This is a genomic window from Paenibacillus terricola (assembly GCF_014779765.1).
In the GTDB taxonomy this organism is placed as follows: domain Bacteria; phylum Bacillota; class Bacilli; order Paenibacillales; family Paenibacillaceae; genus Paenibacillus_T; species Paenibacillus_T terricola.
The window spans coordinates 401642-424024 of record NZ_JACXZA010000005.1 but is presented as its reverse complement, the minus strand read 5'-3'; the positions used below and the strand labels follow the sequence as shown (position 1 = coordinate 424024).

Sequence of the window (22383 nt, the reverse complement as noted above, 5' to 3'; positions counted from 1 at the left end):
CGCTTATCGGCTAGTTCTTGTCCATACCTTCTTATCGCCTTGGCATAGGATATGGTGAGCATTTAAAAAGGAGGAGAAAGAATGACATTGAAATCGGCTACGATGAGTTTCAAACGCATCCGTTACTCCGCTGCACAGAAACGCGGCGCCCGGACAAGCTGGTCGTCCAACAACTCGTGCGGCTGTGGACGCAGCAGCGGCGGGTGTCGCTCCGGCGGTGATGATCCAGCGGTTGAAGGCATTCAAGATGCTGGCAAAGAGCTGAGCTGCATTTTCAACTTTATGCAAAACAGAGCGGTTGCAGAAGAACTAGCGAAAGCGATTCGTTGGCGTGAGAGCCGTGTTGTTCAAGAAATTCTGAGGCATTGCGGTTGCGATTGCAAGGTTGTCGGCTTCTTTTGTACAAGCGAGTCCGATTGCGTACGCATCTGCTGCGAATTCGGCAAATGGAATGAAGTCAAGGTAACGTTCGACATCTGCATTAAACGTAGAAAATCGTCTTGCGGTCGATACTAGCATCATATACGGCGGCTTCCCACAAGGAGGCCGCTGTTTCTTTTAGGCAACGGATTAGGGATGTCACGGGACAATAGGGGGGTGCATATGCTACAGCACGTGAGAGTATGGGCTATTGTTGAAGGGGGGCATTGAAGCATGCCGACGATTCCGAATTTTCCTCCGCAGCTGCTGGAGGAGCACCGGCTGTGGCACCATGCCAATCATGTGGACGGGACATTCGTGCCAGTGGGCTGGGGAGATCGTTTCCTCCGGTTTCACCGCCAGTTCATTCGCCGGGCATTAAGCTGGTATGAACAACAAGGACTTGACCCGCGTTGGGTTGCGCCTTGGCCGCAGGTGCCGGATGCGATCCGGCGTGCGCCTTGCTACAACTGGGCGGCAGAGAATCGTATCGTGAATCAGCCGGAGTCATTCGCTACGCTTGATGAGCTGGGGCGGTTCATGGAGTCGAGCCAGGTACACGCATGCATTCATATGACAGCGGCTAGAATTTATGGCGAACCGGACATTAATGATTTTGATGTAGCGCCGCGCAATACGGTGTTTTACAGCATTCATGGCCTGATCGACAACTGGTATCGAAACTGGGAGCAAGCGACAGGTCAGCAGAGCGGGCGCAGGCCGATTCGTACGGACAAGGAATAGACGCGGTTTATGGTGCAAAATAAGCCGGAGCACTTCATCGTGTGCTCCGGCTTCTTCGTATGAGTCCGATATTAAGTAAGCTTCTCCAGTGCGCGAAGCACCTGGATGTAATAGGATAGATCGCGCGGCACGAATTGCGATGCGCGAACGACTGCCTGACTGGCAACGTTCACATTGCCGCTGCCGCTCTGCTGAAGCGCGATACCGGAGGCAACAACCGTCTCGATCTGCCCTTCGAACAGCGCGATCATATCGGTCAGCTCCGCTTCATAGAGACCAGCCACTTCGTCGGCTTGAAGCCGCATTGTCGCCAGCGGCTCGTCCCATACGAGTCCAAATACATGGCTGAACTCCCGGTCGATGTAAGAGACGCCGTTCGCTACGCCTTCATCTTCCTCTTGCCAGCGCAGAAGCGGGACAAGCTGCTCGAATGGCACAGCGACGCCTAGCTCCTCTTCAAGTTCACGAACCGCTTGAGCGACCGTCTCGCCCGCAGCGAGATGGCCGGCTGCCGTAATGTCATAGCAGCTTGGATTCGTATCTTTATTCGCGGTGCGAAGCTGGAACAACACGAGACGCCGATCGCCCTCGCGCCTAGTCAGCCAGCAGTGAAACGTCTGATGCCAGTAGCCCTTCGCATGCGCTTCCGATCGTGCAGCCTGTCCGATCAGATTCATTGCTTCATCGAAAATATCGAATAGCTCTGCTTTCATCTCTCGCGTTTCACTCCTTCTAGATGGTCACTCCAGCTTCCGCAGCAGGCTCAAGGTGCGAAGTGCAGTGTTTGCAACGAGTCGCTTTGATTGGAACAGAAGACAAGCAGTACGGGCATTCCTTCTCTGTCGGCGCCGCAGGCTTCTCTTCCTCGGTACGCTTCAGCTTGCTGAGCAGCTTGACCATCAGGAACACAGATGCCGCTACGATAAGGAAATCAAGCACGACGTTAATGAACTGCCCGTATGCAATGACCGGAATGCCATGCTGTTGAGCTTGTGCAAGGGACAGTTTCGCGACCGACGTGCCGTCGGCTAGCGTGCCGCTTTTGTCAATATCGTTCAGATTAATGTACAGATCGACGAAGCTCATGCCGCCAAGCAGCAATCCGATCGGCGGCATAATGAGATCGTTGACGATCGAGGAGACGATTTTGCCGAAGGCACCTCCAATGATGACACCGACTGCAAGATCGATTACGTTGCCTTTAACGGCGAACGATTTGAATTCTTTCAATAAGGTTTTCATTCTATCTTATCCTTCCTGCCTATTATCGTTCTATTATACCCGCTAATCAGGTATATCGAACAGGAGCGACGACTAGATAATGCAGCTAGGAGGAGCTCGAGGAATAAATTAGGTCTATTGAACTATGTAAAATAATTGGTAAATTAAAAGGATTATCTGGAAAATTGTCGAACTATAACGAAGCGACTAGACTTAAGAAGAAGGTTTGTGCTGATCTATGAATGATTACCTAGGGATGAGTGTCAGAACGGAGCTTCTTGTATTTCTTATACTGGCGTTCGTCATTATCGTATTTTCTTCCTTCACCATGTTTACGCTAATCGGCCATCTTAAGCGAGAGCAGAACAGGCGCCGTCATGTGTGGCTCTTGTGCGGCTCAGCCGTAATCGGAATCGGCCTGTGGGCGATGCACTTCTTGTCTTTATTATCCACCGAGCAATATGCCTTTATTAATGTCCAAATGCTGCTGACGTTAGTTGTTGCTGCCGGACTCGCTTATTTCTCATTCCTCGCAATAGGAACGGAGCGGATTAAGCATTTCTCCATTCGTGTAATAACTGCATCCATGCTGCTCAGTTCGGGCGCGCTTCTGCTTCATTATTTGAGCAGGCTATCTTCACCTTTCCTCTCGATTGACTTTGATCCGGTAATGTTTGCTTTGTCGATTGCTATTATGCTAATTGGTACGTTAATTGCATTGCTGCTGCACGAGACGAATATGGAAACCTCGGTCTGGCCGGCAAGCATTGTACTGGGGAGCTCATGTATGATGATGCACATGCTTGGTATGAAGGGGATAGTGATACACTACAGCGAAGTGATGACGAGCGAGCGGTTGAACGAATTTTATCTCGTGTTGGCGATTGTGCTAGGCGCTGCGACCTTAACGATTCTTGCGATCAGCTTGATGACGCGAGTAGCGGATCGTCGATTTCGGCTTGCTGATCAGCGCTACAAACTGCTTGTAGAGAATTCCATCGATATGATCGCTGTATTGGACGGCAACCATTGGGAGTATGTGAATCGTTCGGGTCTTGTCATGTTCAATGCTTCCACGCCGGAAGAGATGGTCGGGAAGTCCATTTATTTGTTCCTTGATCCGAAGCATCATGGAGAGATGGCGGGCTTTCTCGGCACCTTGGAGCCTGGACTGACGCACGGTCCCGTGGAGCTTGAATGGTTCACCGTTACGGGCAAGCGGCTGTACACAGAGATTGTATTGGCGCCGACATCGATGCCGAACAGTCCGGCCTTCCAGATCATTATCCGGGATATCTCGGAGCGGAAGAAGAATGAGGAATTGCTGATCAACTCCGAGAAGCTGTATGTGGCAGGACAGCTGGCAGCAGGCATAGCGCACGAGATTCGCAACCCGCTTACGTCGCTGAAAGGCTTTCTGCAGCTTATCTCGTCGGGACGAGGCAGCGGCAAGAACTACTTCGACATTATGAAGTCGGAGCTGAATCGGATCGAGTCGATCGTTAGCGAGATGTTGATGTTGTCCAAGCCGCAGGTGTATGAGCTGACGCATCAGGATACAAGACGCGTCTTATATGATGTGGTAACACTGCTTGAAGCGCAAGCCGCACTGCATGACACGCAGATCGTAGTCGATGCTGGCAAGGAGCCTTTGTGGATTTTTGGGGTAGAGAATCAGATCAAGCAAGTCTTTATTAATATTCTCAAGAATGCGATTGAAGCGATGGTCGACGGCGGGAAAATATCGGTTCACTGCAGGCTGGAAGGCGAGTCGGTTATTGTACAAATTGCCGATCAGGGACCTGGCATTTCGCAGGAGCAGCTATCTAAGATGGGGCAGCCCTTCTATACGACGAAGGACAAAGGGACAGGTCTCGGTCTTATGGTAACGTACAAAATAATCGATAATCACAACGGTACCGTTACCGCGCACAGCGAGATGGGCGAAGGGGCAATCTTCACTATATTGCTCCCGTATTCAGCGCCGCCAAGCGGAAGAACATCCCAACCTACAGCTCCTGTTGAGCCGTCCACGCTGCACCGTGCTTCATCGGATACGGCGCTCCGTGTACTGCCTTGGCCGCCTCAAATCGGCGTTGCTACTCGCGAGCGCAGTACATAGCGGATTTCATGAATTGAACAGCCCCGTCTGCTCCACTCTATTGAAGAGGGGAATGAACGGGGCTGTTTTGTGCCTATAGCGTCTTTATTTCTCGGAGCGTGTATCTTCGGGATGGCGCCGCGGATGCTGCATATGCGCTTCCGGGTTGTCATCATCGTCGTGCGGGACAAGCCGCGGGTCAGTGTGGCCTTTATGATGATTGTCGAAATCCAGCTCAACGAGCTCCCATTCCGTATTGCCAAGCATCGGATCCGAAGGAAACATCTGACCGCGTTCCATCTTCTCCTCGCGGCCCCACTCATTGCGGTACACGCCTTCGACTTCAACCTGCTCGCCGGAGATGGGCTCCATTTTATTATGCTGATTGTCAGTACTCAAACGGATTTCCTCCTTCGTGCTACTCGCCCGAATACAGCACTATCGATGCCAGTTTCGTTAGCACTTTCCATATAAGGCTCACAACCCGTGTTTAGGAACGGCTGCGCTGTCCGCATCGGATTGAAGCTCACTCGCGGCTGATTTGCTCACTTGGCCCCGATCTGCAAGCGACTGCTGCTTGCGTGCTGCTTTTTGTTTGTCAGATGGTAATTTGCCGGACATGCTAACCTTCTCCTTCCATGATGGCATTGCCGATCGTAATCGACGCTGCGGAAGCTGCTGCTTCAACAGTTTGCCGCAAAAGGCGGTCAAATATAAGCCGAAAACAAAAGTTATAATCCTTCAGTTCATACTGTAATTCGGACTTCCTCTTGTTCGCGATTCAGCTCCTGTGAAGGTTTTTTAAGGTTAAATTTATTTGACAGTTTAATGGTCCTGGTGGTAAAAATATCATAAAAAAAGAAATATGGGGAACGTTATCGCCGAAAAATTTATCGTAAGAGAGTAGAGGTAGCGTGCAATTTGAAACGGAAGATTAGTCGAATGTGCATGATGTTGATTGCTGTTATGTTAGCAGCAACTGCTTGTTCAAGCGGCTCCGGCTCTAGTACGAATGAAGAGGAAGATTGGGAGGATGGCTTTATAGAGAAAGAACCTGCAACTGTACAGCCGAAGACGGAGACAGATGACAATGCTAAGGTTGATAACGAGGAGCGGGTAACGCTTACCGTGAATTATTTTTACGAGAATGAGAATATGCTCGCCACTATGAAGAAAGCGGCGGAGGGATATATCGCAAAACATCCTGGCTTCAGAATTGATTGGAAGCTGATTGATGCATCCAGTTCGACGAATGTAGCTGATTTGATTCAATCCAGTGATCCGCATGATGTTTTCTGGATTCCTTCATGGTTGACCTATCAAGACTTCGTAACGAGCGGCAAGCTTCTAGATTTGAGTCCCTATCAGGGCGAGATGGGTGGGGATGCCTATTATGAATCGCTGGCAAGCCGATTCACCTATGATGGTCGTTCTTATGCGCTGCCGGTTGCGAGCAGTTCGTATGTAATCTACTACAATAAGAAGTTAATGTCAGGGGATATGGCACCATCGTTAAGCTGGACGTACGAGGATATGATTCGCTCGGCGAAGACGATCATGAAGGAGCAGAACAGTGCAGGCATCGTGCTTGCAGGCATTCTGCTGCAGACAGCCGGACAGGCTTACGGAGGAGAAGCGCTTAACACAGATCGTACGCAGTTCGAACTGAATGAGAGGTATCGCGAAGGGTTGTCGGTTATGCTCCGCGCGCTCACGGAGGATCGGATTGATGGCAGGGCAGAAGCCGATTGGAAGAACGGTACCGGGTTTGATAGTTCAATCAACAGCGACTTCTTCGAAGGAAAAGTTCCAATGATGGCCGGTTACAGCTGGCAGCTGCACGATGTGCTGCAGCGCATGCCGGACGTTGATATTGCGCCGTTCCCTGCAGGACCAGCCAAGCAGCAAGGCGTAGGTTACACGGATGGACTTGCCGTTTCTACTGCAAGTACGCATCAACAAGAAGCGATTGAACTCGTCCAATACTTATCAGGCAGCGAGGAAGCGAACATCGTCTATGTGAACGATCATTATTCGCTGCCGCTTGTACTGACCGATCAGGTCCGTGCAGCATGGAGGAGCAGCTTCACAGATCCGTCGCTAGCCGAGAAGCTTGAATATATCGTGCAGACGGATAGCGGGAATATGTATACAGCGACAGCGGCCCCAGGCTTCCAGAATGCGCTGGTCCAGTTCTCCAATCTATTAATCAGTCCGGATAAGGGACTTATTAGCGGAACTCGAAAGCTTGATGATGAGTTTGATCGAGCAATAGAGAAGATTAATGCGGATTGGAAGCTGGAGCAGGATAAAGCGGCCAAGCCATAAACATATGTCGGTTAGCAGATTCGATGAATCGATGCAGCCGATGGATGCGGCTGCTTTATTTTGATAGGGAAGACGAGGTTGTATAAGTATGCTGAAGAAGATAGCAAGTCGGTTAGGTCTTATTATGTTTGTCGCAGTAATACTCTCTGTCAGTGCTTGTTCAAGTGATACAAATGGCGGGAAAGACACAGAGGCGATAGAAGATTGGGAAGACGGCTTCGTCGAGGACAGCAGCGCGAAGCCGGTTGATACGGATACGGTCGATAAGGCTTCGGAACAGCTCGACCCGATTACGCTGACAGTCCATTACTTCGCGCAGGATGACTTTACATTGCCTGTATTGCAGAAAGCGGCCGAAGGTTACACGAAGAACCATCCCGAAGTCAATGTTGTATGGAAGCTGCATCCTAGAACCCAGCCCGTGAAGCTGGATCAATTGATGGAGCCGGGCGAGGCTCAGGATCTGTATTGGATCGAGAATCGTGCAGATCTTCAGGACTTTATCGCTGACGGCCTCGTGCAAGATTTGAGCTCTTACCAGAGCGACATGGGCGGAGATGCTTATTATGACTCGCTTGTGAGTTCATTGATGGTAGACGGAGGCATCTATGGGTTTCCGATTGTGAATTCATCCATGATGATTTTCTATAACAAGAAGCTGATGACCGGCGATTCGATGCCGACCTTGAATTGGACGTACGAGAATATGATTCGTTCAGTACGAACAATCATGCAGCAGCAGCAACTCAAGACAGGGTTGGAGCAGGGAGGGCTGCTGCTTCTGCCCGCTGGGCAGTCCTACGGGGGAGACCCACTGAATGAGGCGATGACCAAGCTGGAGCTCAATGCAGAGTTTAGACAGGGTCTGTCAGTTATGCTGGATGCGTTGAACGTGGATAAGATCAGCGGAGATGTTGAAGCTGGGGCGAGCAGTTACACGAATCAATTCTCTCAGGGTGAGGTTCCGATGATGGTAGGCTTCAGCCAACAGCTACGGGATGTGTTGACGCTCATGCCGGATGTGGACATTGCCCCATTCCCTGCAGGTGCCATGAAACAGCAAGGGGCGGGGACGATAGAGGCGCTTGCGGTATCGAAGAAGAGCGAGCATAGCAACCAGGCGATCGAGTTCGCGCAGTATATGTCGGGGAGCGAAGATGCGAACATCGTGTACGCGAATGAGCATGTTACAATGCCGCTTGTGCTGTCGGACAAAGTGCGCGAGGCATGGCGAAGCAGTTTCAAGGATCCGACAATGGCAGACCGGCTCGAATATATCGTGAAGACGAATGAAGGTAATTTGTTTAGTTTGAATGGAGCGCCTGGCTATGGAGATGCGGCTATGAGGCTGCAAATTCTAGCCCTGGATGTAGTTGACGGGCAGGCCGGCAAGTCGTTTACGGCCAATGCCAAGTTCGATGAAGAGTTGGATCGCATTAACGCCGATTGGGCTATGGCGCAGGAGAAGGCAGCTAAGCGCTAAGCCGTAGGCAGCAATCATTGCAGCCGCAGGCCGCATGAAGGACATTCTTGGTGCGCTTCGGTAACGGTATCCCCGCAGGCAGGACATGTTTCTACGAAAGGCTCCAAAGCGGCCGCCGATTGTGCGGCCGCTTCTTTGTTGTCGGCGTCGTTCTTAGGAGGCGAACCGGAACGGAGATGGGCAGGCGTCTCGAACAACGTCTCGACCATGTCCTTGAGCACCTTGTATTTGCCTGTATCATCGGATGATAGCTTAATAATAAGGAACATGGCCCCGAGCAGGCCGAAGGTCAACAGGAGCACAAGGGCGGTCGCGCCAGCCGAAAACCAGTTGATGCTCATCGTCATTCGTATGTTCGACTCCCTTAAGAGGTTTTATTTAAGCGCGTATTTGCGTTCCAACTGTTTCCCGAAGAACCACATGACAGCCAGCACTGTAATTAGTACAAAGATACGCCAAGGTTGCCGTCCTAGATTAGATATATCGGCGCTTACGATCGAAATGCTGAAGATCATGACGGATTTGCCAAGCAGCGTAGCCAAGAAGAACGTTTGGAACGGAAGCTTGCTTAAGCCTGCAACAATATTAATAAGTGCAGATGGCGTGAATGGGAAGCAGGCCAATAGAAACAACGGGGTGAAGCCCTTGTGCTCGATCCAGTCGAAGAAACGCTCAGACTTCGGGAACCGTCTACGAAAACGTCCGCCCAGCTTTCCGCCAAGCTTACGGGCAATCCAGAAGACGATGCTTGCGCCAATCGTAGCGCCAATCCAAGATAATAGGAAGCCGTACCATAGTCCATAGATATTTGCATTAGCCGCAACAATAACAATGAGCGGAAGCGCCGGGATAAGCGCCTCCGCAATCGGCATGAGCAATCCAGGCAGCGGTCCGTACGCCGAGTAGCTTTGCAGCGTACGCTCCATATGCTCGAGATCGAGTGCTTTGAGATGATGCAGCCAGTCCTGCCATTGACTCATGCTGATAAATTCACCTTAACCTTTCTTGCGCGAATCGCTTTGCTTCTCTTTGAAATGATGAAACGGGAACCACAAGTAGAATAGACCGATAAGCCCGAACAACGCGGCGCTGTACCAGACGACCGCCGGAACGCCGATCCGCGATGCAATGACGCCGCCTACGATTGGCCCGATCATAACACCTATTCCTTCAACCGTCGAGAACAACCCCCAACCAAGACCCTGCTGCTTCACTGGAACATAGGAAGCGAGCAATGCGTTCCAGGCAGGGAGTACCGCGGCATAGGAAAGGCCTAGAATGGCTGCAAGCAGCAGACACTGCCAGAAGGAAGGCAGCCAAGCGAGCGAGTAGAGCATAAGCCCGAAGCAGAAGAAGCCGATCACAAGGAACCACTTCTTCCCGCCAAGCTTGTCTGCTAGCCGACCGAGGGGCATTAAGCCCGCGACAGTGAAACCGCCGCCGACAACGAGGAGCAGCGAATACTGCGCTCCTGTCAATCCGAGCTGATCCGTTGCGAAGCTGGGGAGAATGGGCACCAACATGCTCGCTCCCGTCGTCTGCAGGATCATGCCCGGCAGCAGCAGTTTCATCTGGCTAAGCTTGTGCTGAAGAATGCGCATCTGTTCCTTGAACGGAATCGTTGCAATACCGGTTGCGCGTCCGGGCTTCATAAGCAGCGACAGCACCAGGGCTGCTGCCGAAGCAATTAACAGCATCATATATGTGCCAGATCGTGTGTAGTCAAGCAGCACATTCGCAACGATCGGTCCTGTACCAAGACCGATGAACCATATCGTGTAGAGAAAGCCCATTTGAGTTGCGCGCTTCTGATTGGAGACGCGGGTCAAACAGACGATCCAGATGGGCGAGATACCGATGCCGAACAAGGCGGACGCCGCGATGAAGAGCCAAGGGCTCTGACTGTAAGGAAGGATGGCGATACCGGCTGTCGTGAGCACCAATCCGACCTGAACGACGATATGGGCAGATATGCGATCAAGCAAGTAACCGATGAACAATTTCAATACCGTATCGGTTACATAGTGGGCGGTAACTGCAATTCCGATGACATCCAGCGATAGACCAAGCGTCTTCTCGCCATAGATCGGCAGAAAGCTGATGACGCCTGCACCACGTATGAACTCGACTAGAAACAGAATAGCGGAGAATAGTACATTCTCCGCGTTGAACCATCGGATAGCTATAGATGCCACGGCAATAACTCCTTCAATAATGAGTCGGAGAGGACGCCTCTTCCATTATAAGACATTGTCGCAAAATATCCAAAGCAACCGTGTCGGCAGCTCCACTCCGGCCAAGCGCGCGTGCAGCCTGCTGATGAACAGCGAGCCTAATCGGATCATACAGCAACGACCGAACCGCATTGCTGAGCTCCTGTGGGTTACGGGTAATATGAGCAGCGCCCTTGCTGTGCAAGTAGAGCGCATTGTTCTTCTCTTGGCCAGGAACCGGACGATAAATAAACAGCGGCAGACCGGTGGCGAGACCTTCGGATAGTGTGATGCCGCCTGGCTTCGTAACGAGGCAGTCTGCAATTGCCATCAGCTCATGGATCGTCTCGACATAGCCGAACAGATGCAACCGCCCGCCATTAGAAGTGGACAGCTGACCATGGAAACGGGCTCGAAGCGAGGATGCCAGCGCTTCATTGCGTCCGCATACAAGCGCTACAGTTACAGCATTGTCCTGCAGCAAGGCTTCGCATACCTCCGGCACATCCGGCATGACGCCAGCAGCGCCTGCCATTATAAGCACGATAGGCCGATCTTCAGGAAGGCCGTATCGGGCAAACCATTGCGGATTAGGGCGAAGAGCGGTGAAGCTTTGCTTGATTGGAATACCGCTCACGGTAATACGACGCTCGGCAATGCCAAGTCGCATTAATTCGAGTTTCAATTCATCCGTAGCGACGAAATAGCGGTCCACATGCGGGTGAACCCAGCGGCAGTGAAGGTCAAAGTCGGTGACAACAGCGGAAGTCGGTACATGCGGAAGTAAGCTTTTGCGTGAGGAGGGAGCAGCGAATACGGGGAATGTATAGACGATTGCATCGGGACGTTCGGACAGCAGCAATCGGCGCAGCTTTTCTTTGCCGAAGGAATGGAGCCAGCCTCCGAACAAAGAGTCGTGCTTCATCGGGCGCGTACGGTCATAGACCCAGCCATAGAGCGTGGGCATCTTCGAGTAGCTGTGCATGTAGAAACGGCGGGATACTTCATTCAGCAGCGGATTAGCCTCAGCCATCAGATCGACGAGCTTAATGCGTTTCGGCTCGACTCCTTGACGCTCAAGAGCATCGCGTATAGCACGGGCAGCCTGCAGATGGCCGTCTCCGTATGAGGCGTAGATGATCAGAATGCGACCGGCTGAATTCGGTGCAGTCAGAGTAGGTATTGGCATACGACACACCTCCTGGACGGAGTATACCTTGCAATTGTCATCGGAGCATTATCGGTGCTTGAATTTGGGTTTGAGTTTGGGCTATGTTACTATAGCAGAGGTAATACATACCTTATAGAGGTTGTTCAAAAAGTCGTCTTTTGATCACGAAGAGTGTCTGGAAGCCTATTCGACGTCGAAGCTTGCGTTCACCTTCGGAGTCCGGAGGTTATGCTTCCGATGTAGGTTTCCGCTGGAAACCTTGTACATGTAGGTACTGCCTACACTCCGTTCCTCCTGAGGTTATTTGCGATACTTCAAGTATTACAACCTGCGAGCAAATAACAGCTTCGTAAGCATACGCTTTTCAGGTTCTCGCAATCTTCTCGGTGCTGAAAACCCGACTTTTTGAACACGAAACTTATACAAGTTTAGGAGAGTGAAATGATTATGGAATTTACGAAGCTTGGTAAGTCAGGTCTGCGTGTAAGTCGTCTTTGTCTTGGTACGATGAATTTCGGTGTTGACACGGATGAGCAGGAATCATTTCGCATTATGGATGCTGCGCTGGATGCGGGCATCAACTTTTTCGATACAGCTAATATTTACGGATGGGGCGAGAATTCGGGACGGACGGAAGAAATTATCGGCCGTTGGTTCGCGCAAGGCGGCGGACGCCGTGAACGGACCGTTCTCGCAACAAAGATGTATGGTGATATGCATGACCCATTGGATGGACCGAACCGAGAAGCGGGACTTTCCGCTTACAAAATTCGCCGCCATCTCGAAGGTTCGCTCAGAAGGCTGCAAACGGATCACATCGAGCTCTACCAAATGCACCATATCGACCGCAGCGTAAGCTGGGAAGAGCTGTGGGGCGCGTTCGAGATTGCTGCGGCACAAGGCAAAATCGGCTACGTGGGCTCAAGCAACTTCGCGGGCTGGGATATCGCTGTCGCACAAGGCGAAGCGAAGGCGCGTGGCCATCTAGGCCTCGTCTGCGAGCAGCACAAGTACAATCTGCTCTGCCGTCTGCCTGAGCTTGAAGTGCTGCCAGCCGCGAAAGCGCTTGGCCTCGGCATTATTCCTTGGAGCCCGCTCGACGGCGGCCTGCTCGCAGGTAACGCTCGCCATGGCGGCGGCAGCAAGCGGAGCGGCGATGCGAAGCGTCTGGAGAAGCACGCTTCGCAGCTTGAGCAGTTCGGCGCGCTATGCGACGAGCTTGGCGAGCGCGAGGATACGGTAGCGCTGGCATGGCTGCTGGCGCAGCCTGCTGTAACGGCGCCGATCATCGGCGTGCGTACGATGGAGCAGTTCGAGCGCACGCTGCGTGTGGTCGACGTGAAGCTGGACGAGTCGGCGCTGAAGCGCATCGACGAGATTTTCCCAGGCCCTGGCGGCGAAGCGCCGCGGGCGTATGCTTGGTAAGGTAGGTATAGAAGAGCTCTGGCGCGCGAAGCGTCCAGAGCTCTTTTTTGTGCAGAAGAAGAGGTATCCGGAGAATATAGCTTAGAACCAGCCTGCCGCATCAGACACGAGCAGCAGCACGAGCACAACCCCGAGCAGAGAGGATGCAGCAACACGAGCGAACCGACTACGTTCACCGCTCTGTTGGAATGCCGCCCTGGCGTACATCCAAGTACCGGCGGCGATGAGCAGAGCCTCGAGAGTAATTGAGATCCAAGGATACTGCCACAGTCCGAAGCCAAGCAGCGGCAGATCCCCCCAATTGCCTGGCAGCAGCGGCATGTCAGCCCGATGGACGATGAGGTCGAGCAGCCAATGACTGAATACGACCGCCCCTATAATAACGCCCGCTCGTTTGCCCCATATCCATCTTCCTGCGAATGCCGCTGCGAGTGTAAGAATAATCGCGCCCAGCAAGGAATGCGTGTAATCCGCGTGAATGATCGCTCCTCCATAGCCGCCGCCATACTTGGTTTCATCCATCGACTCCGCACCTGTCATCACCATAGGAATAAACGCAACATCCAGCACTTGCGAGCTGACCAGCAGCGCCCATAGCGGCACTCGGTTAGTACGAGACTTAACGATCGCTGCAAGGCCAAAATGTCCTGCGAACATTGACAGCACTTCCTTTCGCATAGATATAGCAACGTCAGACAATAAGTTAGCTTTAAGCAATGCAGGCCTTCAAGAGACTATTCTCCTAAGAAAGACGAGGGGAGCGCGCTTTTACAATATAAATAAGTTTTTTGGAATGTACTTGGCACAAGAGGGGACCAAACCAATCTGAACATAGGCGCAAGTCGTAACTTAGACTTATGCTATGCTACGTTTAGTAACAAAAGGTTAAGATTTTTATAAAAAAATAGTTACAAACTGTATCATTGTATGTTATGATCATCTCACGCTAGTAACAAAGTACTAATGCGAATGCAGGAATGGAGGGTCCTATGAGTGCAATAATCGGCATTCTTAATTCCGATCCGGCTGCAGACTCATACGAATCGGTCCAATGCATGATGCGCTCTCTGCGCAAATATCCTGCTGATGCTGCCCGAACATGGCATGGCGACTCGATCAGTATGGGGTGCCATGCACAATGGATCACTCCGGAGTCGGTGTACGATACATTGCCTTATTATGATGAACAGTACCGGCTGGCCATAACGGCAGATGTCATACTTGATAATCGACAGCAACTGTTCGAGCAATTGCAGGTTAATTCCACGAGGCGGCAGCAGATCACTGACAGTGAGCTTATTCTGATGGCCTACCGAAGATGGGGCGACCAAGCACCGCGATATTTAATCGGGGATTATGCCTTCGTCATATGGGATTCGGACAAGCGCCGACTGTTTGGTGCCCGAGATTTGCTAGGAAACCGAACGCTGTATTATCATCAAACTCCCCGCCATTTTGCATTCTGTACGGTAATTGAACCCCTCTATCAATTGCCTGGAATGAAGAAGCAGTTGAACGAATCGTGGCTTGCCGAGTTTCTGGCAATCCCGATTATTATGGACAGCATCGATGTGCACGGGACGGTGTACAAAGAGATTAAGATGCTGCCGCCTGCTCATACATTTTCATTGGAAGATGGTCGGCTGCACCTCTCGCAGTTCGATCGTCTGGATCCGCTGGATGGACCGCTGAAACTGAAATCAAATGAAGAATATGAGGAAGCGTTTCGTGAAGTGTTTCAAGAAGCGGTCCATGCAAAGTTGCGTACGTATCGCCAGGTTGGTATCAGCTTAAGCGGCGGATTAGATTCCGGTACGGTAGTTAGCTTCGCAGCATCGCCGCTTCGTGAAATCGGAAAGCCGCTCCAAGCATACAGCTATGTGCCGCCCCGCGACTTTACCGATTGGACGGGAAGAAACTGGATGCCGGATGAAACGCCATTCATTCAGACAATCGCTCGGCATGTCGGGAATATACAAGAGAACTATATGGATTTTCCCGGCAGAAACTCATTCGAAGACGTCGATGACATTCTTGATATGATGGAAGCCCCTTATAAATTCATCGAAAACTCGTTTTGGCTAAAAGGAATACTCGAACAAGCCCGACAGGATAAAGTCGGCATTGTATTAAACGGCTCTCGCGGCAATTATTCCATCTCATGGGGACCGGCATATGATTACTATGCCAGGCTTTTGAGAAGATTTCAATGGATGCGCTTACATAGAGAGCTGAAGCAGTTCGGCCATAATCAATACACTAGACGATCTCGTATCTTGCCAGAAGTAGCACGGATGGCATTCCCGTTCATCACACGTGCCTTCACGCGTAACAGCACGTCCGATCGACCGCAGCTTATTCACCCCGACCTTGCGGCACGAACGAATATTTATAACAGGTTGAGGCGACATGATGTAGGCTTGTATGAATATGAAATGGATGAATTCGAGGCAAGAGACTATCAATTCAACCAACTCGCCGTTTCTAACCATTACGGCGTATCCTCCACCAAGCTTTCCCTTCGCTACGGCGTTGTGGAGCGTGATCCTACCAGTGATCCTAGAGTAGTCCGCTTCTGTCTCTCTCTTCCTACCGAGCAATATGTTCAGGACGGGGTAAGTCGTTCATTGATCAGGCGGGCAACCGTTGGCTATTTGCCGGATCAGATCCGACTCAATCAACGAGTCTATGGCATTCAAGGCGCAGACTGGATCCATCGCGTTCGTCCCCATTGGGGGGCTATCACACAAGAAGTCATGAGTTTCATCCGGAATAGGCAGAGTGCTGCCCAGGGATTGCTTCATATCGATCAGATCCGTGCATCGCTTGATCGAATTGGTCCAGATCCGAAACCGGAGCAAGCCTATGACCCTCATGTCAAACTAGTGATGCAGAGCCTGATTGTGGCCCGTTTTATTACCAAGATTGTGTGATGCAGCGCGCATGAAAGGAGGTGAAATGGATGAGCAATCAAACGTTGAAACAATGGCAGGCGCCTGTACTGGAAACGCTTGATGTTAAAATGACGGCTGGCGGACCAAATGGCGTTGTGCCGGATAAAAACGGCAAAGGCGCAAACAACCGCCACGATGAAGGCCCTGGTCCGACTATTTCCTAATTCATCATCTCAGTATTGATGTTTGAACCGGTGGGCCCTTGGCGGCAGTCAGCATCTAAGGGCCTTTCCAAGAAAGGAGGATTTATCAAGTGAGCATGCAGAATTATGGAGCATTCGGCTTGCAGATCGCGAGTGAACTGGCATTGCCGGAGGCGCTGGCTTCATTCTGGCAAGAAGTGCAGGAAGAGCAAGAGCCGGATGTCACGATTGTTTATGGCGATTTAGAGCAGGCTTGGAATGAGAGTGAGATTTATAACAGCTACTACGCGTTCTCAAACGAACAATTTATGATGCATATCCCTGATCTTGCATTGTTCAGCGTGCGAGAAGGGAAGCAGATTATTGTGTCGCCTTATGGGGATGCAGATGAGCACAAAATTCGGCTTTATTTGCTTGGGACTTGCATGGGCGCCATATTACTGCAGCGACGCATAGTGCCGCTTCATGGCAGTGCGATTGTGATCGGCGGTAAAGCCTATGCGATAGTCGGCGAATCGGGGGCAGGCAAGTCGACGCTTGCAGCGGCACTGCTGCAAGAGGGATATAAGCTGCTTACGGATGATGTCATTGCCTTATCTTGGTGCGGTTCAGATCAACAGGTTCCTGCCGTTATTCCGGCCTATCCTCAGCAAAAGCTATGGGAACAAAGTTTGGACCAGCTAGGAATGAATTCTGGCTCCTATGCCACGTTATACGAGAACAAGTTTGCTGTCCCTGTGACACGGATGTTTTCCAAGGAAGTAACTCCGCTAGGCGGCATTATTGAACTAGTAAAGAACGAAGAACTTGAGGAAACCACGTTCACCGTCTGTGAAGGGATCAAAGGGCTCCACGTACTTCATACCCACACCTTCCGGAATTTCTTAATTCCTTCCTTTGGCTTATCCCAATGGCATTTCACAGAAACCGCCAAGCTGTGCGGCATGGTCCCAATCTATCAATTGCAGCGTCCATCCGCGCGAATGACAATCAATGATTTGGCAGAACGGATTGTTCAATTAGCAGGGGCCAGCAACCGTTTGAGTCCGATAGCAGAGTAAGGGGGGCTTCGATTGCAGGATTTGCTCGCTTATCTTAGGAAGTTTCAACGGTTCGCGGGGCTCCAGCTGTACCTGAATATGGCTGGAATGACGGTCAGCAGCTTGCTTGATGGGCTTGGCATCCTGATGCTGCTTCCGATGCTCAGTCTGATTGGACTTACAAGCATGTTTAGCAACTCCTATCTGGAGGCTCTTGTGCAGCCGCTTCGATCACTTGATGCAGCCGTCCAGCTGCCAGCTGTGCTGCTCATTTACCTCGTTCTGTTAATCAGCCAGTCATCGCTGTCGCGGTTTCTCGGCAATCGGAACATTCAGCTGGAGCAGCGATTCATCCGTTACATTCGTAACGATGTGTATCGCTCACTGCTCGAAGCCAATTGGCCCTTCTTCTTAGGGACGAGAAAATCAGATCTTACACACGTTATGACGACGGAACTGCCGCGAGTCAGTTACGGGATATTTACGTTTCTGCAAATGATAATGAGTGTGTTGTTTACGCTTGTGCAGATCGGCATTGCATTGTGGCTTTCTTACAAATTAACCCTGCTAGTCCTAGTGTGCGGTCTAATTCTTGCATTCGTTAACCGGAAGTCCTTTACGGCTTCGCGGTCGATTGGCGATGAGATGACGACTCTTATGCAGAGCTATATGGCTGGCATGACCGAGCATTTCAATGGAATTAAAGATATTAAGAGCAATATGACCGAAAGTCAGCATGTAGATTGGTTCCGTGCACTAACGATTCGGATGGAGCACAATGTAGTTCGATTCTCACGCCTGCAATCGGGCTCGCAATTTTATTACAAGCTTGCATCAGGCGTATTCATTGCGTTATTCGTTTATATCGCTACGGCGTTCTTTCATGCAGAAGGCTCTATGCTCCTTCTCATTGTTATCATTTTCTCGCGGTTGTGGCCCAAGTTCTCGCAGCTGCAATCCAGCTGGGAAGGGCTTGCGCAAATTATGCCCGCATGCAGAACCTTACGCGAACTGCAATTCAACTCGGAACAAGCCAGGGAATTCGACTTGAAGAATCTCTCTGTGGATATACAAAGTGATTGGCGCATGAAGCATGGCATCGAATGTCGTGGTGTGTGCTACCAATACGACGTGCATCGCTCGTCTTACGCGCTGCGGCACATTGACTTGAATATTCCAGCTAACAGCATGACTGCGATTGTAGGGAAATCCGGCGCAGGAAAAAGCACGCTCATCGATCTCTTAATAGGCCTGATTGAGCCTCAACAGGGGGACATTATGGTGGATGGGATGCCAATGCGGACATGCTCCTTTCAATTCAGGCAAACGGTCAGCTATGTATCGCAGGACCCGTTTCTCTTTCATTTGAGCCTGCGGGAAAACTTATGTATGGGAGCGCCGGATGCAACAGAGGAACAGCTATGGGAAGCGCTTCGTTTCTCTGCAGCGGATGAATTCGTGAGACGTCTTCCTGATGGATTGGATACGTTGCTGGGCGATCGTGGGGTTCGCTTGTCCGGCGGCGAGCGCCAACGGATTGTATTGGCTCGTGCGATATTGCGCAAACCTTCTGTCCTTATCCTGGACGAGGCGACGAGTGCGCTGGACAGCGAGAATGAGGCGAAGATCCAGCTGGCACTCGAACGAATCAGAGGGAGCATGACGATTATCTTTATTGCGCACCGGTTGTCGACGATTCGTCACGCGGATCAGGTCATCGTGTTGGAAAATGGGGGCATTATTCAGCGTGGAAGCTACAGTCAGCTTGCTAATGCATCCAACGGCATGTTTAGTCAACTGCTGCACCAGCAAGAGATAGCAGCGGTTAGTAGATAAAAAGAAGGCGGCGATCCGTTGATCGCCGCCTTCGTTATTATCCAATCGTGCGTGCAGCCGCCGAACGCTGCAATCGGCTCGCTAAGTCAACGAACGTGTCAAGGGCACGATGGATCCGATCGAATACAGCGGCATGGGTCTCGTAGTCTCCGCCTTGCTCGAAGGCTGTGCGCTGCGTGCCGCCGATCGATATCCATTCCGGGCAGTTAATGCCGTGCAGGTTGCGTACGATGGTCTGAAGCTGCTGCAGCGAGCTGACGCCAATCGGGCCGCCAGCGGTGCTGATGGAGAGAACGGTTTTGCCGCTGAAGTGTGACTGACCGAGGAAGTCGAGTGCGTTCTTCAGAACGCCAGAGAAGCTGCCATGATATTCAGGTGTCGATAGAATGACGGCATCCGCTGCCAGCATTGCCTGTTGAAGCGCGGCCGCCGGTTCGACCGCTGTACTATTCGCGTCAGGGGAATAGAGCGGCAGCGGTTGCTGGTGCAGGTCGAACAGCCGAACCTGATGGCCTTGCTGAGCAAGCCGTTGACCAGCATAGGCGGCTGCCTTCGTACTTGTTGCTCCTTGACGATTACTGCCAGCAATAATAACGATTTGCATGGCTTTCTCCTCCTCCGATAAGCCGAATGGCTATCTCTCTTGTGTAGCCTTATCGTAACGGAACGGGAGTCAAGAAGCGTCAGGACGCAGGATGATTATGGAATACAAATTGATTCGGCTTCGGTCGTATGCGGCATGCGACTTTCGTCGTAGAGGTTAATCCAATCCGTGTTTAACGGCGAAGATGGCCGCTTGCGTGCGATCCGAGAAGCCAAGCTTGTCGAGCACATGGCTTACATGCGTCTTGACCGTCTTCTCCGTTATCGATAGCAGATCGCCAATTTCTTTGTTGCTCTTACCGGCGGCAATGAGCTGAAGCACCTCCATCTCGCGCCTTGTCAGTTCGGCAAGGCGGGCGGCGGAGGTGTCTTCGTCTTGGACGACATCTTCCTGAGTAGAGAGCAGATTCATCAGCCTGACCGCAGCATCCGGATGAAGCTCGACTTGGCCCTGCCAGACGCGGCGAATAGCGCGGACGAGCTCGTCGGGCTCGATGTCTTTCAGCAGATAGCCTTTGGCGCCGGCCCGGATGGCAGGGAGGACGTGATCGTCATCCGAGAAGGAGGTCAGCACGATGACCTTTACATTCGGATGTGTCTGCTTCAACCTCTTCGTAACTTCAATGCCATCCATAATGGGCATATGCAAATCCATTAGAATCATATCCGGCGACAGCTCATTCGTTCGGTCAATTGCCTCCTGGCCGTTCGACGCCTCTCCGACAATGCGCAGATCCGATTGGGTGGACAGGAACATTTGCAGCCCTTTGCGAACCATGGCATGATCGTCCGCGAGCAGCAGCTTGATTGTCATCGTTCATTCCCCCTATTTCCGTTCGACTGATTGATGGCTCTCATCGGAATAATGACCTCCACTGCCGTACCGCCGCTTCTTCTTGGCATGATGGAGATGGTCCCGCCGAGTCCCTCAGCTCGTTCGCGCATGGTAGAGAGACCAATGGAGGTGGCGGAGCCGTACAGTCTTGAGATACTCCCCGGCAGCCCTTTTCCTTTATCGGTGATGCGCAGCGTCACTTCAAGACTTGTAATCGTGAGTGTAACTTCAGCAGCCGGCGTGCCCGCATGCTTGCTGACGTTGTTAAGCGCTTCTTGTCCGATGCGCCACAATGCATCCTCGATTGGACGCGGGAGCGCGCCGACACCATCGACACGTGCAGCAATCTGGAGTCCGAGCCGCTCAGCGTATTCACGCAGCGCAGTAACAAGTCCGGCCTGCAGTTCAGCGGGGCGCAGCTGCAGAATAAGGGAGCGCATTTCCTTCAGCGCGCTCTGTGATAAGCTCTGCAGATCGCGGACGGCAGACAGTGCAGCCTTCGTATCCGGCGAAGGACCTGTCAGCAGGCTTTCCACACCGCGGGAGGTCATCGACAACGAGAATAACAGCTGGCTGACCGAGTCGTGAAGGTCGCGCGCCAGCCTGTTCCGTTCCTCGATTCGGGTCAGTTCCTTGCGATGATCAGCCAGCAGCGTACTCTCCAGCGCACCGGCGATATGTTCGGCGAGCGCCTCTAGAATAGGACGATCCTCAGCTTTCAATTCATCGCGTTTCGTGCTGCCGACTATAAGCACACTGTAGCCGGTATCGCCGAATGGCAGCGGAACAACTGCTGCCGTGGCGAGCTTCGCAGCAGGGCGGCGCCTGCCTTCGCGGCCTTCGGCATGGAATAGGAGAGCGGCCTCTTCAGCGGAGGCTGTTCGCAGGCGGCGGTTGGTAACGGCTTCGCCGATCCATCCGGACTCCTCCATCGCCATACGTTCCGGAAGTTCGAACGACTCATCGCTAGTATAAACGGACCGCAGCGATAGCTTGCTGTCAGATTGTTCGTAGAGCGCCGCGATTGGCCAGTTGAAGTGTTCGCCAATTAGAGAGAGTGAAGCCTTGGCGACAGGCACCAGATCGGAGCACCCGCCAGTTCGGCTGGTGAGCGCGCGGCTGAACTCATCCAGTCGGGCAAACATTTCCGCACGGCGCTGTTCGGCTGCGTACAAATAAATGCGTTCGATCGCGCTGCCCATCTGGAAGGCGACGGATTGGAGCAAGGCGAGCTCCTCATCGGTGAAGTGCACCTTACCGGGCGCGGCGACATTAAGAAGTCCGACGAGCTCTTTGCCCGTTCGAAGCGGCACAGTCGCATGATGCGTAATGCCTTCCGTATCCCCCCAGCGGAAGGCAACCGCATCCTCCAGCCGTTTGCAGTTCAATATGTTGATGGCATTGACAAGTCTGCCGTCCCAATACCGTTCGAGACACCAGCAGGAGCCGTTGTTCATCCGCTTGCCATTATTACCTGTCAGGGCAGGGGGGAGGTTCTGCTCCGCTACACAGCGGAAGTCCATAAACCGTTCGGATAAGAAAATCCAGCCTGTCGTCAGGCCTGTCAGTTCCAATAGCTTCTCAAGCACCGAGTGCAGCATGGAGGATAGCTCGTGGGACTGATTAAGCGTCTCTGCAATGGTCTTGAGCAGCACCATCTCATGTACGCGGTGCTTGGGCATAATCAGCGACGAGGGGCCAGGAGCAAGCGCGGCCTCTGCACATTTCTTATCGTCATGAATTGCGGCGCTTCTTGCTTCTTCACATTCGTCATCACATTCGATTCGGATGTCATCAGCGCTGCTATTGCTATGGCTGGCGCTTGTGCCTTCGCTCCGCAAAGCCCTCTTATCGCTTCGTGGCATT

At 52.0% G+C, this 22383-nt stretch carries 22 protein-coding genes; 10 read left to right on the top strand and 12 right to left on the bottom strand.

The window, feature by feature from the left end; genetic code table 11:
- Positions 1 to 81: 81 nt before the first annotated feature.
- Entirely contained in the window at positions 82 to 516 is a 435-nt protein-coding gene (locus H8B09_RS20780; RefSeq protein ID WP_191205474.1) for a hypothetical protein, read from the top strand.
- A gap of 138 nt (positions 517 to 654) precedes the next feature.
- Positions 655 to 1164 (top strand): hypothetical protein, encoded by a 510-nt coding sequence (locus H8B09_RS20775; RefSeq protein WP_191205473.1) that lies wholly within the window; start codon positions 655 to 657, stop codon positions 1162 to 1164.
- 71 nt (positions 1165 to 1235) lie between these two features.
- On the opposite strand, the gene H8B09_RS20770 is transcribed toward H8B09_RS20775, so the two are convergent.
- Together H8B09_RS20770 and mscL are read right to left on the bottom strand one after the other, a co-directional pair.
- The gene (locus H8B09_RS20770; protein WP_191205472.1) at positions 1236 to 1877 is read right to left on the bottom strand and encodes an NUDIX hydrolase; all 642 of its coding nucleotides are present in this window, start codon (positions 1875 to 1877) and stop codon (positions 1236 to 1238) included.
- Between the two features lie 19 nt (positions 1878 to 1896).
- Positions 1897 to 2406 carry a large conductance mechanosensitive channel protein MscL gene (gene mscL / locus H8B09_RS20765; protein ID WP_191205471.1) on the bottom strand — a complete coding sequence of 170 codons (510 nt, stop codon included), beginning with the start codon at positions 2404 to 2406 and terminating at the stop codon, positions 1897 to 1899.
- Between the two features lie 217 nt (positions 2407 to 2623).
- On the opposite strand from mscL, the gene H8B09_RS20760 reads away from it, so the two are divergent.
- Entirely contained in the window at positions 2624 to 4507 is a 1884-nt protein-coding gene (locus tag H8B09_RS20760; protein ID WP_224753820.1) for an ATP-binding protein, read from the top strand.
- Between the two features lie 84 nt (positions 4508 to 4591).
- Here H8B09_RS20760 and H8B09_RS20755 read toward each other — a convergent pair whose 3' ends face one another.
- Together H8B09_RS20755 and H8B09_RS20750 are read right to left on the bottom strand one after the other, a co-directional pair.
- Positions 4592 to 4885, bottom strand: coding sequence for a transposase (locus H8B09_RS20755; RefSeq protein ID WP_397376085.1), 294 nt, complete (start codon positions 4883 to 4885; stop codon positions 4592 to 4594).
- 78 nt (positions 4886 to 4963) lie between these two features.
- Positions 4964 to 5107: a hypothetical protein gene (locus tag H8B09_RS20750; RefSeq protein WP_191205469.1), complete on the bottom strand. Its 144-nt coding sequence runs from the start codon at positions 5105 to 5107 to the stop codon at positions 4964 to 4966.
- A 300-nt stretch (positions 5108 to 5407) separates the two neighbouring features.
- Here H8B09_RS20750 and H8B09_RS20745 point away from each other — a divergent pair, with 300 nt between their 5' ends.
- Both H8B09_RS20745 and H8B09_RS20740 read left to right on the top strand, forming a co-directional pair.
- Complete coding sequence (locus tag H8B09_RS20745) at positions 5408 to 6814, top strand: ABC transporter substrate-binding protein (protein WP_224753819.1); 1407 nt, start codon at positions 5408 to 5410, stop codon at positions 6812 to 6814.
- 88 nt (positions 6815 to 6902) lie between these two features.
- A complete protein-coding gene (locus H8B09_RS20740; RefSeq protein ID WP_191205467.1) occupies positions 6903 to 8297 on the top strand; it encodes an extracellular solute-binding protein in 1395 nt (464 codons plus the stop codon).
- A 14-nt stretch (positions 8298 to 8311) separates the two neighbouring features.
- On the opposite strand, the gene H8B09_RS20735 is transcribed toward H8B09_RS20740, so the two are convergent.
- The 4 genes from H8B09_RS20735 to H8B09_RS20720 are packed head-to-tail and all read right to left on the bottom strand — an operon-like array spanning position 8312 to position 11699.
- Positions 8312 to 8644 carry a hypothetical protein gene (locus H8B09_RS20735; protein WP_224753818.1) on the bottom strand — a complete coding sequence of 111 codons (333 nt, stop codon included), beginning with the start codon at positions 8642 to 8644 and terminating at the stop codon, positions 8312 to 8314.
- A gap of 27 nt (positions 8645 to 8671) precedes the next feature.
- Entirely contained in the window at positions 8672 to 9277 is a 606-nt protein-coding gene (locus H8B09_RS20730; RefSeq protein ID WP_191205465.1) for a TVP38/TMEM64 family protein, read from the bottom strand.
- A gap of 15 nt (positions 9278 to 9292) precedes the next feature.
- Positions 9293 to 10492, bottom strand: coding sequence for an MFS transporter (locus H8B09_RS20725; protein ID WP_191205464.1), 1200 nt, complete (start codon positions 10490 to 10492; stop codon positions 9293 to 9295).
- Between the two features lie 13 nt (positions 10493 to 10505).
- A complete protein-coding gene (locus tag H8B09_RS20720; RefSeq protein ID WP_191205463.1) occupies positions 10506 to 11699 on the bottom strand; it encodes an MGDG synthase family glycosyltransferase in 1194 nt (397 codons plus the stop codon).
- A 429-nt stretch (positions 11700 to 12128) separates the two neighbouring features.
- Here H8B09_RS20720 and H8B09_RS20715 point away from each other — a divergent pair, with 429 nt between their 5' ends.
- Entirely contained in the window at positions 12129 to 13106 is a 978-nt protein-coding gene (locus H8B09_RS20715) for an aldo/keto reductase (RefSeq protein ID WP_191205462.1), read from the top strand.
- Between the two features lie 81 nt (positions 13107 to 13187).
- Here H8B09_RS20715 and H8B09_RS20710 read toward each other — a convergent pair whose 3' ends face one another.
- A complete protein-coding gene (locus H8B09_RS20710; RefSeq protein ID WP_191205461.1) occupies positions 13188 to 13763 on the bottom strand; it encodes a metal-dependent hydrolase in 576 nt (191 codons plus the stop codon).
- Between the two features lie 332 nt (positions 13764 to 14095).
- On the opposite strand from H8B09_RS20710, the gene H8B09_RS20705 reads away from it, so the two are divergent.
- The 4 genes from H8B09_RS20705 to H8B09_RS20690 all read left to right on the top strand — a co-directional run bounded on the left by H8B09_RS20705 (position 14096) and on the right by H8B09_RS20690 (position 19079).
- Positions 14096 to 16039 (top strand): asparagine synthase-related protein, encoded by a 1944-nt coding sequence (locus H8B09_RS20705; protein ID WP_191205460.1) that lies wholly within the window; start codon positions 14096 to 14098, stop codon positions 16037 to 16039.
- 29 nt (positions 16040 to 16068) lie between these two features.
- A complete protein-coding gene (locus H8B09_RS20700; RefSeq protein WP_191205459.1) occupies positions 16069 to 16224 on the top strand; it encodes a paeninodin family lasso peptide in 156 nt (51 codons plus the stop codon).
- An 89-nt stretch (positions 16225 to 16313) separates the two neighbouring features.
- Positions 16314 to 17264 (top strand): phosphoenolpyruvate carboxykinase (ATP), encoded by a 951-nt coding sequence (locus H8B09_RS20695; RefSeq protein ID WP_191205458.1) that lies wholly within the window; start codon positions 16314 to 16316, stop codon positions 17262 to 17264.
- Positions 17265 to 17276: 12 nt separating this feature from the next.
- On the top strand, positions 17277 to 19079 hold the full coding sequence (locus H8B09_RS20690; protein ID WP_191205457.1) for an ABC transporter ATP-binding protein: 1803 nt from the start codon (positions 17277 to 17279) through the stop codon (positions 19077 to 19079).
- 37 nt (positions 19080 to 19116) lie between these two features.
- Here H8B09_RS20690 and H8B09_RS20685 read toward each other — a convergent pair whose 3' ends face one another.
- The 3 genes from H8B09_RS20685 to H8B09_RS20675 all read right to left on the bottom strand — a co-directional run bounded on the left by H8B09_RS20685 (position 19117) and on the right by H8B09_RS20675 (position 22382).
- Positions 19117 to 19683, bottom strand: a complete 567-nt coding sequence (locus H8B09_RS20685; RefSeq protein WP_191205456.1) for an NADPH-dependent FMN reductase — start codon at positions 19681 to 19683, stop codon at positions 19117 to 19119.
- Between the two features lie 156 nt (positions 19684 to 19839).
- Entirely contained in the window at positions 19840 to 20496 is a 657-nt protein-coding gene (locus H8B09_RS20680) for a response regulator (RefSeq protein WP_191205455.1), read from the bottom strand.
- Positions 20493 to 22382, bottom strand: coding sequence for a GAF domain-containing sensor histidine kinase (locus H8B09_RS20675; protein WP_224753817.1), 1890 nt, complete (start codon positions 22380 to 22382; stop codon positions 20493 to 20495). The genes H8B09_RS20680 and H8B09_RS20675 overlap by 4 nt, the downstream gene beginning before the upstream one ends.
- Position 22383: the final 1 nt, after the last annotated feature.

Bases quoted from the DNA above. Each gene is read 5' to 3' on its own strand.
- H8B09_RS20760 (WP_224753820.1), top strand. From the start codon at position 2,624: ATGAATGATTACCTAGGGATGAGTGTCAGAACGGAGCTTCTTGTATTT.
- H8B09_RS20715 (WP_191205462.1), top strand. From the start codon at position 12,129: ATGGAATTTACGAAGCTTGGTAAGTCAGGTCTGCGTGTAAGTCGTCTT.
- H8B09_RS20735 (WP_224753818.1), bottom strand. From the start codon at position 8,644: ATGACGATGAGCATCAACTGGTTTTCGGCTGGCGCGACCGCCCTTGTG.
- H8B09_RS20700 (WP_191205459.1), top strand. From the start codon at position 16,069: ATGAGCAATCAAACGTTGAAACAATGGCAGGCGCCTGTACTGGAAACG.
- H8B09_RS20750 (WP_191205469.1), bottom strand. From the start codon at position 5,107: ATGTCCGGCAAATTACCATCTGACAAACAAAAAGCAGCACGCAAGCAG.
- H8B09_RS20770 (WP_191205472.1), bottom strand. From the start codon at position 1,877: ATGAAAGCAGAGCTATTCGATATTTTCGATGAAGCAATGAATCTGATC.
- H8B09_RS20740 (WP_191205467.1), top strand. From the start codon at position 6,903: ATGCTGAAGAAGATAGCAAGTCGGTTAGGTCTTATTATGTTTGTCGCA.
- H8B09_RS20710 (WP_191205461.1), bottom strand. From the start codon at position 13,763: ATGTTCGCAGGACATTTTGGCCTTGCAGCGATCGTTAAGTCTCGTACT.
- H8B09_RS20705 (WP_191205460.1), top strand. From the start codon at position 14,096: ATGAGTGCAATAATCGGCATTCTTAATTCCGATCCGGCTGCAGACTCA.
- H8B09_RS20730 (WP_191205465.1), bottom strand. From the start codon at position 9,277: ATGAGTCAATGGCAGGACTGGCTGCATCATCTCAAAGCACTCGATCTC.
- H8B09_RS20680 (WP_191205455.1), bottom strand. From the start codon at position 20,496: ATGACAATCAAGCTGCTGCTCGCGGACGATCATGCCATGGTTCGCAAA.
- H8B09_RS20780 (WP_191205474.1), top strand. From the start codon at position 82: ATGACATTGAAATCGGCTACGATGAGTTTCAAACGCATCCGTTACTCC.
- mscL (WP_191205471.1), bottom strand. From the start codon at position 2,406: ATGAAAACCTTATTGAAAGAATTCAAATCGTTCGCCGTTAAAGGCAAC.
- H8B09_RS20685 (WP_191205456.1), bottom strand. From the start codon at position 19,683: ATGCAAATCGTTATTATTGCTGGCAGTAATCGTCAAGGAGCAACAAGT.
- H8B09_RS20720 (WP_191205463.1), bottom strand. From the start codon at position 11,699: ATGCCAATACCTACTCTGACTGCACCGAATTCAGCCGGTCGCATTCTG.
- H8B09_RS20675 (WP_224753817.1), bottom strand. From the start codon at position 22,382: ATGCCACGAAGCGATAAGAGGGCTTTGCGGAGCGAAGGCACAAGCGCC.
- H8B09_RS20775 (WP_191205473.1), top strand. From the start codon at position 655: ATGCCGACGATTCCGAATTTTCCTCCGCAGCTGCTGGAGGAGCACCGG.